The sequence below is a fragment of the Streptomyces sp. NBC_01506 genome (assembly GCF_045040295.1).
Taxonomy (GTDB): domain Bacteria; phylum Actinomycetota; class Actinomycetes; order Streptomycetales; family Streptomycetaceae; genus Streptomyces.
On the sequence record NZ_CP109422.1, the window covers coordinates 7068805 to 7082715 of the forward strand.

Annotated in this window: 10 protein-coding genes; 4 read left to right on the forward strand and 6 right to left on the reverse strand. The window is 71.8% G+C overall.

Going from position 1 to position 13911, the window contains the following annotated elements; genetic code table 11:
• The first annotated feature begins 29 nt into the window (after nucleotides 1-29).
• Complete coding sequence (locus OG329_RS31785; protein WP_405802129.1) at nucleotides 30-2066, forward strand: ATP-binding protein; 2037 nt, start codon at nucleotides 30-32, stop codon at nucleotides 2064-2066.
• A gap of 196 nt (nucleotides 2067-2262) precedes the next feature.
• Nucleotides 2263-2907, forward strand: a complete 645-nt coding sequence (locus OG329_RS31790) for a DUF4230 domain-containing protein (protein WP_405799826.1) — start codon at nucleotides 2263-2265, stop codon at nucleotides 2905-2907.
• Here the strand turns inward: OG329_RS31790 and OG329_RS31795 are convergent.
• Nucleotides 2889-3665 carry a TetR/AcrR family transcriptional regulator gene (locus tag OG329_RS31795; RefSeq protein WP_405799827.1) on the reverse strand — a complete coding sequence of 259 codons (777 nt, stop codon included), beginning with the start codon at nucleotides 3663-3665 and terminating at the stop codon, nucleotides 2889-2891. The two genes, OG329_RS31790 and OG329_RS31795, sit on opposite strands and share 19 nt — an antisense overlap.
• Nucleotides 3666-3717: 52 nt before the next feature.
• Here OG329_RS31795 and OG329_RS31800 point away from each other — a divergent pair, with 52 nt between their 5' ends.
• Nucleotides 3718-4140, forward strand: coding sequence for a hypothetical protein (locus OG329_RS31800; RefSeq protein WP_405799828.1), 423 nt, complete (start codon nucleotides 3718-3720; stop codon nucleotides 4138-4140).
• 61 nt (nucleotides 4141-4201) lie between these two features.
• Here the strand turns inward: OG329_RS31800 and OG329_RS31805 are convergent, their stop codons facing one another.
• Nucleotides 4202-6211 carry a hypothetical protein gene (locus OG329_RS31805; protein WP_405799829.1) on the reverse strand — a complete coding sequence of 670 codons (2010 nt, stop codon included), beginning with the start codon at nucleotides 6209-6211 and terminating at the stop codon, nucleotides 4202-4204.
• Between the two features lie 113 nt (nucleotides 6212-6324).
• Nucleotides 6325-9447, reverse strand: a complete 3123-nt coding sequence (locus tag OG329_RS31810) for an alpha-N-acetylglucosaminidase (protein WP_405799830.1) — start codon at nucleotides 9445-9447, stop codon at nucleotides 6325-6327.
• 131 nt (nucleotides 9448-9578) lie between these two features.
• Here OG329_RS31810 and OG329_RS31815 point away from each other — a divergent pair, with 131 nt between their 5' ends.
• Nucleotides 9579-10034 carry a hypothetical protein gene (locus tag OG329_RS31815; protein ID WP_405799831.1) on the forward strand — a complete coding sequence of 152 codons (456 nt, stop codon included), beginning with the start codon at nucleotides 9579-9581 and terminating at the stop codon, nucleotides 10032-10034.
• Nucleotides 10035-10112: 78 nt separating this feature from the next.
• On the opposite strand, the gene OG329_RS31820 is transcribed toward OG329_RS31815, so the two are convergent.
• The 3 genes from OG329_RS31820 to OG329_RS31830 form a co-directional block, all read right to left on the reverse strand.
• A complete protein-coding gene (locus tag OG329_RS31820) occupies nucleotides 10113-11564 on the reverse strand; it encodes a DUF1996 domain-containing protein (protein ID WP_405799832.1) in 1452 nt (483 codons plus the stop codon).
• 205 nt (nucleotides 11565-11769) lie between these two features.
• On the reverse strand, nucleotides 11770-12423 hold the full coding sequence (locus OG329_RS31825) for a LuxR C-terminal-related transcriptional regulator (RefSeq protein ID WP_405799833.1): 654 nt from the start codon (nucleotides 12421-12423) through the stop codon (nucleotides 11770-11772).
• Nucleotides 12408-13679 (reverse strand): sensor histidine kinase, encoded by a 1272-nt coding sequence (locus tag OG329_RS31830; RefSeq protein WP_405799834.1) that lies wholly within the window; start codon nucleotides 13677-13679, stop codon nucleotides 12408-12410. The genes OG329_RS31825 and OG329_RS31830 overlap by 16 nt, the downstream gene beginning before the upstream one ends.
• Between the last annotated feature and the right edge of the window lie 232 nt (nucleotides 13680-13911).

Genomic DNA, 13911 nt, shown 5'->3' on the forward strand with positions numbered 1-13911 from the left:
GTCACCGACTGGGCCAGACTGTCCCCGTGGTGGGACACCTTCCCGAAGAGACGACCAGCTTCGTCGGACGCGCGAGCGAACTGGTCACCGTCGAACGCGCGTTACGCACACACCGGCTGACCACGCTCACCGGCCCCGGTGGCGTAGGCAAGAGCAGAGTCGCGCTGCGCGCGGCGGGCAGAGCCGCCGAGGCGTTCCCCGACGGCGTGTGGTGGGTCGACCTGTCGCCGCTCGCCGACGACCGGCTGCTCCTGGTCACCGTCTCCGACGCCGTCGGACTCTCCGACCACACGCTGCGCATGCCCGTCGAAGCGCTCAGCGAATGGCTCGCCGACCGCGAGCTGCTGCTCGTACTCGACTGCTGCGAACGGCTCGTGAGCGCCTGCGCCCAGCTCGTCGCCGACCTCCTCGGCGCCGCACCCGGCCTCACCGTCCTCGCCACCAGCCGACAGCCGCTCGGCGCCCAGGGCGAGAAACGCGTCGAGGTGCCACCCCTGCCACTGGCCGGCGGCGACGAGAAGGGCCTGGCGCTCGCCCTGTTCCGCGAGCGGGCCGCGACGGCGGTACCCGGCATCTCCCTCGACGAACCGGCGACCGTGGCGGCGGCCCAGGAGATCTGCCGCCGCCTCGAAGGCATCCCGCTCGCCCTCGAACTCGCCTGCGCGCGCCTCGGCGAGAACAGCGTCCAGGAGATCGCCGACCGGCTCACCTCCCGCCTCGACGTCCTCACCGACGACAGCCCCCGGCCCCGGCGCCACCGCGCCCTGCGCACCGCCATCGGCTGGAGCCATGAACTGTGCGCGCCGCTGGAGAGGCTGCTGTGGGCCAGACTCGCCGTGTTCAGCGGCGACATCGAGGAGGCCGACGCGCGGGCCGTCTGCGCCGGCGGGCCGCTCTCCGGCGACGACGTCACCCGCGCTCTCACCGGGCTCGCCGACCGCTCCGTGATCCGCCGCGACGGCACCTCCTACCGGATGCTTGACACACTGCGCGAGTACGGCGCCCTGTGGCTGGCCGAACTCGGCGAGGAGCGCGCCCTCGCCGACCGCCACGCCACGCACTTCGCCGCGCTCGTGCGAGGCGCGCACGCCGGCTGGCTCGGCCGCGACCAGGTCGCCTGGTACGGCAGGATCGCCGACAGCCACTCCGAACTGTGCGCCGCCCTCGACCACTTGCTCGGCACGGACCCGGCGGCGGCGCTGGAGATGGCGGGCCGGGTCGGCTTCTTCTGGACCTGCTGCGGCCATCTCCACGAGGCCAGGATCTATCTGGAGCGCACGCTCGACGCCGACCACACGCCGGGCCCGGACCGCACCCGCGCCATGTGGGCGCTGGGGCTGACCGTCATGCTCCAGGGCGACCACGAGGCGGCCTACCGCTTCGGCGAAGAGTGCGGCACCGCCGCCCAGCGGGACGACGACCCCGAGTCCATGCTCTCGGCTGCGTACCTCCTCGGCCTCACCTCACTGATGACCGGCGGCGCGCAGACGGGCCACACGGTCGCCGACAGCATGCTGAGCGCCGTCGGGGGCGACGGCTTCTCCTACGCCTCCGAGCTGCGCTGCCGCCTCGTGCGCGTCTTCGCCCTCACCGGTCTCGGCCGGCTCGAGGAGGCGGGGGCGGAGGCCGCCACCCTCCGGGCGGAGTGCGCGGCACGCGGCGAGTGCTGGACCCGCTCGTACGCCGACTACCAGCTCTCGCTGGTCCACCTCCTGAGCGGCCACCCGAACGCGGCGGAGATACACGCCCGCTCGATGCTGGCCGGCAAACACCAACTGCGCGACAGCTTCGGCATCGCGCTCGGCCTCGACCTGCTGGCGGCGGCGGTCGCCGCCCAGGGCGAAGGCGCGCGGGCGGCCCGCCTCTACGGCACCGGTCAGGCGTACTGGGACATGGTCGGCCACCCCCAGCGCGGCACCCCGGAACTGGCGGCGGTCCGCACGGAATGCGAACGCCGGGCGCGCGGGGCGGCGGGTGACCGGGCGTACGAGAGGGAATTCCGCCGGGGCCTGTCGGAGGACAGCGTACGGAATCTGGCACGGGCCCTGCGCGGGCCGATGCCCTGACGGCCAACGTTCCCTTCCTGCAGGCGAGTTGGTGGAACTTGCTGCGACCCTGTCCTGGCGTGAACACGGCTGGACGGGTAACCCGTTAGGTATGACGTCCACCGACGTGAAACCAGACCCTGAACAGAGTCCCCGACCGGGCCCCGAACAGAGCCCCCGACAGCCTCAGGGCCGGACCAGGACCCGGGGGATACGTATGCCGAGCGCGCCCTGGTGGATCAGACTGCCCGTCTCACTCGTGGTGCTTGTCGTGCTGCTCGGGATCGGCGCCCGGCTCGATCTCCTGCCCGGCTTCGGCGACGTGTTCGGCGAGGAGACGCGGGACCGCACCGGGCCGACACTGCTCAAGTCCATCCAGGATCTCAGCCGGTACCAGGCGGCGTCCGGGAACTTCCAGGTCGTGGTCGATCTGGAGAAGGACACCAAGTACCTGCCTGACAGCATCAAGGGCAGCCGCACGCTGTACGTGGGCGCGGGCAGCGTGGGGTCGTACGTTGACCTCGGCGGGATCGGCGACAAGAACGTGCTGGTCAACAAGGAGCGCACCACCGCGACACTGCGGCTGCCGCACGCGCGGTTGGGCGGGGCCACGCTCGACGCCGACCGGTCGTACGCCGTCTCCAAGCAGCGCGGACTGCTCGACCGGCTCGGTGACTTCTTCTCCGACAACCCGGCCGACGAGCGCGCCGTCACTCAGCTCGCCACCAGACACATCCAGGACGCGGCGAAGGACAGCGGACTGACCGAGCGTGCCGAGAAGAACACCACCAGCATGCTGCGGGGGCTGCTGACCTCCCTCGGCTTCAAGGAAGTGACGGTGGTCTACGGGGAGGCGGGCTGACCCGGCCTCGGCGCCGGTAGCGGTACCGGTACTGGTACTGGTACTGGTACTGGTACTGGTACCGGCAGTGTCGCCGCCAGGGCCGTGAGGCGGTCCGTCAGATCGCCGAACGGGCCGCCCGCCGGCTCGTCGGCGAGTACCGGCAGCAGGATCCGCGCCATCTCGTCGTCGTACGCCGCGCTCACCGCGGCCAACGCGGCGAAGTCGTGCACCAGTTGCAGCTCCAGCTCGCCGCGCGGGATCCGGCGCCCGTCCAGCCACAGCAGCGCCGTCGACTCGGCGAGCGACACCCAGGAGCGTACGACGAGTTCGAGCCGGGGCGGCGGTGACTGGACGCGGAGGTGGGACAGGATCTGCTCGTACGCGGCCTGCCGCACCTCGTCGATCATCGCGTTGGCCGTGGACGAACCCACGGCGGGGCCGCCCCGCATCAGCGCGAAGAAGCCGGGGCCGTGCTCGTCCACGAAGTCGAAGAAGCGCGCCATGACGCGCAGCAGCCGGGCGCCGAGCGGACCTTCGTGCGGTTCGACGAAACGGTCGGCCAGTTCGTCGGCGGCCCGCCGCAACGCGGCCTCGTACAGCGACTGTTTGCCCGGGAAGTAGTGGTAGACCAGCGGCCGGGAGATGCCGGCCGCCGCCGCGATCTCATCGATGGAGACGTGATCGGGCGAGCGGTGGCTGAACAGTTCCAGCGCCACACCGATCAGTTGCCGGCGACGCTCTTCGACGCCCATTCTGCGTCGGACCACGGTCGTCATATGAACAGCCTAACCGTCGGTGGCTGAAGCCTGTCGGTTACGCTCGCCGACCATGAGCGCATCTGACCAGGAAGAGGTCACCGAATCGCCGGAATCCGAGCCGGAGTCCAAGCCGGAATCCGGGGCCAAAAGGGAGCCGGAGTCCGGGGTCAAGGGGGAGTTGGCGGCCGACGTCGCCCCCGCCCCCACCCCCGCCCCCGACGCCCACGGCGACGACAACGCCCTCACCCCACGCCAGGCCCGCCGCATCCGCGTCGTCGTCGCCTCGGTCCTTCTGGTCACCATGGCCGCCCTGTTGGCCGTACGCCTCGCCAACCGCAGCTCCGTCCTCGTCGTCGGCCTCTACGGGTTCGCGATGATCCTGTGCGGTGTCGTCATCGAACTCAGCAGGCACGGTCGCACCCGCCTCGCCACCTGGGTGCTCGGCTTCGGCCTCGCGGGAACGCTCGCCACGGACTGGCTGCTCCTGCCCTGACCGACCGACCGACCGACCGACCGACCGACGGACCGACGGACCGACCGACCGGGCCCGCCCGTCACCGCAGCGCGCCCACCCGGGTGCCGTCCGCCAGCAGCCCGTCCAGCTCCGCGCGGTCACCGGGCTTCGCCGGTACCGCGAGCAGTGCGCCCCGCGCGTCGCCCGTGACGCCGCCGGTCGCGCGTACGGAGCGGAACTCGCCGCCGCCGGCCGCCACCACGTACCACCGGCCGGCGCGTGACTTCCACAGCACGCCCGCCAGTACATGGGGCTCGCGCGCGCCGCACGCCGCCGTGCTCGAAGCCCGCGCCGCGACCGCCCCCGGCGGCGGTGTCCCGGCCTTCGCCGATGGTGCCTGGAACTGCGCCAGCACCCTGCTGTCCGTGCCGCGCCATGTGTCGGCGCGCGTGCACACCCATCGCGCGTCGCCGTTGGACTCGGGCAGGGGCTGGCTCGCGTACTGCCAGGAGTTCACGGTGCGCACACCGTGCGAACGCACCGCCGGCAGCAGACACGCCGTACGCGCCCAGGCGGCGCGCGCCGCGTCGCCCGACACGTCGGCGGGCGCGGTCGGCGGGCCCGACGTCAGCCGCGCGGGCGCGAGTTCGCCAAGATCGGACAGCAGCCGTACGGCTCCGGTTCCGGCCCCGGCTCCGGCCTTGGCGTCGGCGCCGCCCGCCGCCTTCTCCGCCACCTCCAGCACATCCCACGCCCCGCACTCACCCTTCGCGCCCGGCGCCGGCAGCGGGTCCGTCACACCGTCCGCGCCGCGCCGCAGGGGCCGGGCGTCGCCGGTCGGGTCGAGCAGGTCTCGTACGGACGTGGCCGCCACCCAGGGCGCCGTCAGATAGCGCACGTTGCCGTCCGTGCGACCGGCGACCAGCGCGTACGTGGCCGGGGCCGCGCCGGGCGCGGTGTCGGCCGCCGCCCCGTCGACGCGGGCGAAGTCCAGCGCCACCGGGCCGGTGCCGGTGCCAGGTTCCGCGTACCGGGCGATCCGCAGCCCGTCGTACAGCAGCACCACCCGCGCCTGGTCGACCTCGCCCGCGTACAGCAACTGCGCCGGTCCCATCGGCGGCCCCACGGGTGTGCCCGGTGTCGAGGAGACCTGTACCGACGCGCCCGGTCTCGCCCAGGCCGCCAGCGCCCTGCGCAGCAGCGGCCGGTCGGTGGCCAGCGCGCCGCGCGTGGGCCACACGGAGAAGTCGGTACGCGCGGAGGTCTCCCACGCGTTCGCGGGGACGCGCAGCACCTTCGCCGGGTCCAGGGCCGCCTCCGCCGCCGAGTTGCGCGCGTACGCGGGCGCGGCGGCGCCGTTGGCGCCCCAGCCGCCGCCGGGCAGCCCGAGGAGCGCGCCGCAGACGGCCACGGCGGCGACGCCCGCGACCGCCGCGCGCGCGTGCTGGCGCCGCCGCAGCAGATCGGTGGGGCGGGCCTGGAGCGAACAGGGGTCGAACTCGGGGGACTCCAGCAGCGCCACGTCCTTCGTACCGATACCGTCCGCCTCCGCGAGAGCCGCGTGCGGGTCCTCGACCCCGGCGGCGGTCAGCAGCCGGCGTACCTCCGTGTCGGACAGCTTTTCCAGCCCTCTCAGTACGAAGGCGGCCCTGGCGCCCCCGGAGAGAGCCGACAGGCGCCGGTCGAGGGCGAGTTCGTCGGCGCCGCCCGAGCGCGGGAACAGCCGCAGTCCCCACACGTGCGGCAGCAGCGGCGGCAGTTGGGCGCGCCGGGGCCACGCCGCGCGGCGCAGCGTGCGCCCCGCGTCGAGCGCCTGCCGCAGCACCCGGCCGCGTACGTAGGCGTATCCGCCGTCGCGCGTCGCCGCCGTACGGCCGCGCGGCAGGGAACGCTGGACGACCGCGTGCGCGGTCAGCACGCGGCGGTTACGGCCCAGGGACGGCGGCAGCACGAGATAGGCGAGCCGCGCCAGCCGCTGGTAGTGCTCGACGAGCGCGGCCTCGACCTGCTCCACGTCGATGGGGGAGGGGTCCGCGGGACCGGGGGCGGGACCGGGGGCGGTGGGCGTGGTGACGGCGGTGGTGGCCGTGGCGGCGTCGGATGGGGGCACATTCAGCAGAACGAGCGATGCGTCGGATGGTCACCCAACTGACGTACGCGGTAGGCGGCTTGGGCACTCTCGCGTCGACCGGGCGGGCCGCACCACGGCCCGCCCGGACACCCCTACCCCGTGACCGCCCACCCGCTGAACTCCACCGTGCCGCGCAGCCCGCTGCTCCCGTTCGTCGCGCTCATGAACAGCCCCACGTCCTGGACATCGGCCGCTCCCGGTACCGGCACCGTGGCCACCGTCCGCCACGTCGCGCCGTCGTCCGTCGAGCACGAACCGGTGAACCGGCCCTGCGCGCGCGCCAGTCGCAGCAGCACCGGAGCGGTGACACCGGTGACGCGCTGATAGGTGTCGAGCGTGCCGTCGCCCGTCGTGTCGTACGAGAGCACCACCCCGTTGGACGGCGTCACGGCCAGGTTGACGATGCCGGGCGAACCGGGCGTCGCCAGGCGGTCGCGGACGATGACGCCCGCGCGGGCCCACGCCCCGGTGTTCTCCTGCGCGTCCACCCGCACCGTCACGATCGCACCGTCCCTGAACGCGCCTTCTTTGAAGGCCGTGCCGAACTGTGTGGTCGCCCGCCACAGGTCCTGGCCGCCGCCGTTGACCGCGAAGCGCTCGCCGAGCTGCCCGAAGACCGCCCCGGTGTTGCTGTAGGTGCGCCAGTCCCCGGCCAGTGGCCCCGCGACATACACGGAGCCCCGCTGGACGGCCTTCACGCGCTCCTCGCCGCGCGGCCCGTACTCCAGCGCCAGCGCGTACGGCAGGGGCCGCAGCGGCACCGTCAGCGGCTCGGCGGGCGCCGTCACCGACCAGGAGACGGACCCGGCGCCGGCCGGGTCGACGGCGGGCAGTCGCGCGGGGCCGTCCGGCCGGGCCTCGATGCCGGTCAGCGCGAAGTCGACGGGGCCGGTGCCGCGCAGTCCGTTGACGTAGCGGAAGTCGGCCCGCACGGTGCCCGTGCTGCCCGGTGTGAAGGCGAGCGGGTCGGCGGTGACGGTGACGGTGCCCTGGTACGGGGCGGTGGCCAGGGTGTCCCGTACGCGCAGGGCCGTCCGGTACGCGTCACCGGTCGCCCGCACCGGATAGCTGTCGCGCGCCCGTGTCCACGCCTCCTCGTCCACATACCAGTCGAAGACCTTGGGCTCCCGTCCGGCGGCCAGGGCGTCGGCCAGCTCGTCCAAATACGCCTGCCACTGCGGCAGATGGACGTCGGCGAGCAGGCCGTGCCAGTCGCGGTTGGCGTAGTTGCTCAAGTGCCCGGCGGCCGACTTGTCGGCCCAGGTGGTGATCAGCGTGCGCGCCGTCCACTCCAGCGTCGCGGCCTCCGCCGGACCGGTCGCGAGCCGCTTCGCGTCCTGAAGCCACGGCCCGAGCAGGAACGAGCGGTGGCAGCCCGCCATCGTGTCGCTCAGCCGCATCAGTCTCAGCCACAGCGCGGCCAGCGCGCGGAAGGTGTCGGCGTCGCCTCCTTGGAAGGCGCCGCGCAACTGCGGCAGCAGCAGCCGGGACCGGTTGGCGAGCGCCTGTCTGGCCAGCTCGGTCACATCGTGCCGGTACGCGTCCGAGCCGCGCAGCGCGGGGGCCACGTCGAGCAGCGAGCCGAACGCCTTGTCGAACTCGCCGGTGTCGAAGGCGGTCCCGACGGACGAGGTGAGGGAGGGACGGCGGGAGAACAGCGAGTCGACGGGGCGGCCGTCGGCGGTCGTCAGCCGGTACGCGGTCGCCGCCAGCACACCGAACGCGTCCCGCGCGGCGCGGTCCTCGCCGCCGTAGCGCAGATCGGCGTACGAGCGGAACCAGCTCTCCCGGTCCACCGCATCCTGACGCCACGCCAGCTCGCTGAACAGCTCGAAGGCGGCCGGGTCGCGTTCGGCGGCCTCCGGCATGTACGCCGTGCCGACGAGCGCGCTGTCCGGCTTGTCGCGCCAGCGCGTGAACCGATCCGTCCAGCGGTCGGAGTTGGCGCCCAGCGTCGTACGGCCGCCGAAGTTGGGGATGGTGCCGAAGGCGTACGGAGCGCCGCCCCAGTCCCGCTCGCGGTCCGTCACGGAGTCGAGGTCGGACAGACCGTCGACGATCAGCACGCGGTCGGTGTCGATGGCGTCGAGCAGGGCCGGTACGGGGTTGGTCTGCCAGCCGAGGATCACCCAGGTCGCGTCGGGGCGGGCCGCGCGGAGCGAGGTCTCGACCGCGCGGGCGGCGTCGGGCACGGGGACGTCCCCGGCGCTGCCGCCCTCGTGCAGCAGGTCCATCTTGAAGAGGTTCACCTCGCCGAAGAGGTCGCGCTGGTGTCGGTAGAAGGCGGCGGCGACCTCGGCGAAGACGGGGCTGCGCGGGTCGAGCCAGTCGGGGCGCGGCAGCCCGTTCCAACTGCCCTGCGGCACCGTCCTCGCGCCGGGGTTGCGGGCGGCGAAGCTGTCCGGGACGGTGCCGAAGTAGCCGGGCAGGACAGGGGACATGCCCAACTCGCGCATCCGGTCGGTGATCCGCCGGCCGAGCGCGGCGCGGGCGGCGATCAGCTCGGGGGAGAGCGGGCCGCCGTACGCGCTCATGTTCTGGAGCAGCCACCACGGCTGGTGGGACGGCGCGGGCAGCCAGGTGCGGGCCTCGGTGTCGGAGTAGCCGAAGTCGGTCAGCAGCCGGTGGTAGACGGCCTCCTGGCCGGTGGTGAGAAGGACCTCGTTGCAGCCGTGCAGGGCGAGGATGTCGAGCATCGCCTCCCAGTGCGGCCAGTCGGCGTACGGGGCGGTGTAGCCGTCGTGGGTGTCGTTGAAGGCGAACCGGTGCCGTACGGTCGCCGAGCGCTCCAGCGGGCGGCGGGGCGCGGGGAGCGTGGCGGGCAGGTCGAGTTGGCTGCCCGACCAGCTCACATGGGCGCCGCACACGTACTTCAGATACCAGTGCACCCCGGTGAGCAGGACACCGGCGTCGGTGCCCGACACCTCGATCCGGCCCGCGGACCCGGCGACCCGGAACCGCTCGGGGCCGGGCGTCACCTTCCACCGGAACTGGTCGGCGTGGCGGGGCAGCAGACGTTCCACGGCGGCGCGGGCGGCGGCGATCGCGGACGCGGGGGCAGACGGTGGCTCCGTAGCGGACGGTGGCGCGGCCGGGCGGGCGGCGGCGACGGAGTGCGTGGTCAGTGCCGTACCGACACCGATCGCTCCGGCGCCCGCCAGCAGGGCGCGTCTGGAGGGGGCGGCGTGGCTGGTGGGACTCGGCAGCTCGGTCATCAGCGGTCCTCTGTTACGGGTGTGACAACAGGTGCGTGCGGAGCGCACGTTAATGACGGGGAAGGGGGCGGGCAACGATGTGATGCCCCGTTCACCCGCGCGGGGGCTTGTGGAGAGGGCACGATGGCCGAATGCGTACCGAGCGACCCCGACTGGCACTGGTGGTGCTCGCCCTGGCCCTGTTGAGCGGCTGCGGCGCGAACGACGACGAGGACCCGAAGGTGCCGAAGACGGCGACCGGGAGTCTCGAACAACTGGCCGAGCAGGTTACCTGTGACCCGAACGTGCAGACCGACGCGCAGGAGTTGCGTCAGGCGAACTGCGAGACGGGCGACGGCAGATACGTCCTCACCACCTTCGCGACCGACCGCGGTCTGCGCGAGTGGATCAACGAGGCCAACGACTACGGCGGTTCGTATCTCGTCGGCCGCAAGTGGGTCGTCAGCGGCGACGCGAAGGTGGTCGCGACGCTGCGCGGCAAGCTGGGCGGGACGGTCGAGACGGCCCCGGAGCACCACGTGGGGACCGACGGCGGCGGCGGTGACGGCGGCGGTGGGGACCACTCGGGGCACCCCGAGAAGGGCTGACGCGCGCAGGCGCCGGAGGGGCCACGTACACACAGCCCCTCCGGCGCCCACGGATCAGCGGATCACCTCACACCGCAGCTAGTTGCATTCCTTACCGGTGTTGATGCAGTCGACCATCTTGTTCATCACGTTCTCGTCGAAGACATTGATGAAGTCACCGTGATCGGTGACGGGCTTGTGCAACTGCTCGGGGAACGAGTCCACCGCGAATCCGGGGCCCGGCGGGATGTCGTAGACGATCCGCTGCCTGAGTTGCGGAATGGCCTGGAATCCCTCCTGGCACTGACCGTTCTCGTCGGCGAACGCCACATGTGTACGGTGATTCGCGCTGTCGGTGTTCTGCCCGTCCCAGCAGCTCTGGAAGGCGAAGGAACGCACCACCTGGCTACCGGCCGGGCAGATAGGGTATTTGTCCTTCAACTGGCGGTCCTCGAATCCCGTGCAGCTCCACGAGGCATTCGCGTTGGCGTCACCGTTGACGAACGCCTTCGCGTCACCGGTGATGATGCGCAGGAAACGGGGCATGGCCGTGACCTTCGACGTGGCGCTGCCGACGAATTGCAGCGTGACCTCGGACGGGGTCTGGATCTCTCCGACGTTGCCGTCCTTGCCGCCGCCGTCCTCGTTCGCGTCGCCCTCGTTCTGACCGTTCTGGAGGCGGATCACCGGCCAGTAGTAGGTGGACTTGTCACCCTGCTCGTTGCAGGTCGTCTCACCGTTGGCGAGGTCGTCGTCGCTCGCGAACGCGTTGTTGGCCTGGTTGCCGATGTAGTCGTGCTTGTGGTGGGCGCCGTTGCTCACGCCGGGCGCGGCGATGACGTTGTCCGAGTTGAAGAGGCCGTTCTCGTTGCGCCCGCAGTCGGTGGTGAAGGTGCCGGTCGAAGCCTGTTCCTGCTCCTGGGGCTGCTGGACGTTCGGCTCGACGGACTCGATGTCGACGAAGTCGGAGGCGTCGGGGCCGTTGCCGGGAGGCTGCCCGCCGTCGCCCCCGCCCTGACCGCCGTTCTGGCCCGCGTTCTGGCCGCCGTTCTGGCCGCCGCCCGGGTCGCCCTCGTTGGTGCCGTCATCGGGGCGCATGGTGCAAGGGGCCAGCGAATCCAGACTCTTCTGCGGATGCCCCGCACGCTTGAGCGCGGAACGGATGCGCTTGAGGCTGACGAGCCTCTTCTGCTTCAACGGCTTGAGGATCTTCTTCTCGGTAAGTTTCGGATCTGACTCCAACAGCTCTTTGTTGTCGGCGAACCGTTTGTACGCGGCGGTGATCTGCGTATCCATCCTGGCCAGTTCCCGGTCGACCTGAGCACGGGCCCGCCTCGGCACCTTGGTGAGCGCATTGGCGACCTCGGGACAGTCGATGGTGGACATCTGGCGTCCGGCATTCTGGATCCGCTGCTCCTGACCGGACGAGCCTTCTCCCGCGGATGCGTAGACATTTACCGCTACCAGCCCACCCCCGCCCAGAATCAAGGCCGCCGAGGCCGCTATGGCCCGGTTCGCCACTGTCGAGCGTTTTCTTGACGTGCGTCCCATGGAACTCCTCAAGCTTCGGTGCCGGTTCTGGGGGATCTCCGGCGGGGGGAGGAAGCGCTCCGTTCCATACGGACGGCATTCGCGGCCTGTTCAGCCACACAAGGAATTCATAGAAATCTCCAGCAACAAACCGGGCGGATGCCCTCAACACACCCCGCCCGGCAGCCCCTTGGGCCACACGCGGGCCGACCCGCCCACCGGGTCGCTATCGCTGTCCCCGGTCCAGATAGGCGATCACCGCGAGCACCCGCCGGTTGTCGTCGTCCGACACCGGCAGCCCCAGCTTTCCGAAGATGTTCGACGTGTGCTTGGACACCGCCCGCTCCGTGACGACGAGTTGGGCGGCGATCGCCGCGTTCGACCGCCCCTGCGCCATCAGCTCCATGACCTCGCGCTCACGCGGCGTCAGTTGGCCGATCGGCTTGTCCTGGGCCCGGCGGGACAGCAGTTGCTGAATGACCTGGGGGTCCATCGCCGTACCGCCGCCGGCGACCCGGCGCACCGCGTCGATGAACTGGTCGGCGTCGAACACCCGGTCCTTGAGCAGATATCCGATGCCGCCGTTGCCGTCCGCCAGCAGCTCGCGCGCGTACAACTGCTCCACGTGCTGCGACAGGACGAGCACGGGCAGCCCGGGACGCTCCCTGCGCGCGGCGAGCGCGCACTGCAACCCCTCGTCGGTGTGCGAAGGCGGAAGCCGGACGTCGACAACGGCGACGTCCGGCTCCAGTTCCGCGAAGGCTTTGGTCAGTTCGGGTCCGGTCTCCACGGCGGCCAGGACCTCGAAGTCGTACGCCTCCAACATCCGGACCAGACCGTCACGGAGCAGGAAGAGATCTTCGGCTAGGACAACTCGCAAGGGATCTCCACGGTGACCATGGTGGGGCCGCCCGCGGGGCTGCTGACGGCCAGGATGCCGTCGAATGTACCGAGCCTGCGCTCCAGTCCGCTCAGCCCGGTCCCGGAACCGGTCTTCGCGCCGCCGACGCCGTTGTCTCCGACGGCGACCCGCAGCATGGACTGCTCGTGATTGATGTCGATCCAGATCCGGTCCGCGCCGGAGTGCTTGATCGCGTTGGTCAGGATCTCGCTGACCGCGAAGTACGCGGCCGACTCCACCGGAGCCTCGGCCCGGCCCGGCAGACTGACGTGTACGTCGGTCTCCACGGGCAGCCGCAGCGCCAGCGCCTTCACCGCGTCGCCCAGACCGCGCTCGGCGAGCACCGGTGGGTGGATGCCCCTGACCAGGTCGCGCAGTTCGGTCAGCGCCTCGGCGGAGGACTTACGGGCGTTGGCGATCAGCTCCTTGGCCTTGGCCGGATCCTTCTCGATCAGCGCCTCGATCGTGCCCAGGTCCATTCCCATGGCGACCAGCCGGGCCTGCGCGCCGTCGTGCAGATCACGCTCGATCCGGCGCAGTTCGGCGGCGGAGGTGTCGACGGCGTCGTGCCGGGTCTCGGTGAGATGGGCGACGCGCTGCTCCAGCTTCTGGTCGTAGTCGGGCGCGAGCAGGGCCCTGGCCAGCAGGAAGTAGCCGCGCTGTACGTCGTGGGCGTAGCGCATGCCCACCGCCCCGAGCGCCACACCCAGCGCGGCGGCCAGCAGGCCCGTGAACTGGCTGTGGACCGGGACGAAGCCGTACCAGTAGGCGCCGCCCTCCTCGAAGACCCGCCACAGTCCGGCCGCCAGCACGAGACCTTCCAGCGGGTAGACGAGCAGCGCCATGGAGAGCAGCGCGACGACCGCGCCCGCCGTCATGTCCACCACCAGCCACCCCAGATCCCGCCAGGTCGCCGGGTCTTTCAGCATCAGCGTGGTCCGCTCCACCTGGCCGGTGACGCCGGAGCGCAGATCGGCGGGCATGGGGCGGTAGGGAACGGGGATCTTGACGTCCGACCAGGTGGCCGCCAGCAGCCGGCGCCGGTTGGCGTGCGCCCGCACGGCCCCCAGGACATGGGGGGTGGTGAAGACGCCGATGCCGAGAACGATGAAGACGATCGACAGGACCGAGAGAACGAACAGGGTGACCGACCCCGCGATGGCGGTGACCCCGAGCACCAGCCCCCGGCCCGCGGTCGTGGCCGCCTCCGCGATCGCCTTCTTCGTCCTGTTCATCGTCGTTCCTCTCCTCGTCGCCCGTGCCTCGTCGGCGCCCCATCGGCCCCGGGCCTCGGCTCGTTGTCCTCGGCCCGACCGGCGGGCACGACCATCAGTCTGCCGGGAGCGGTCCGTCCGACGTGAGCTGCCTTCGCCCCCAATCGGTGGTGTACCTAGCACCACTCGGACACCCCCGGCATCCCCGCCGGCCGACCGGACGGACCCGCCGGCGGACCGGACGGACCCGCCG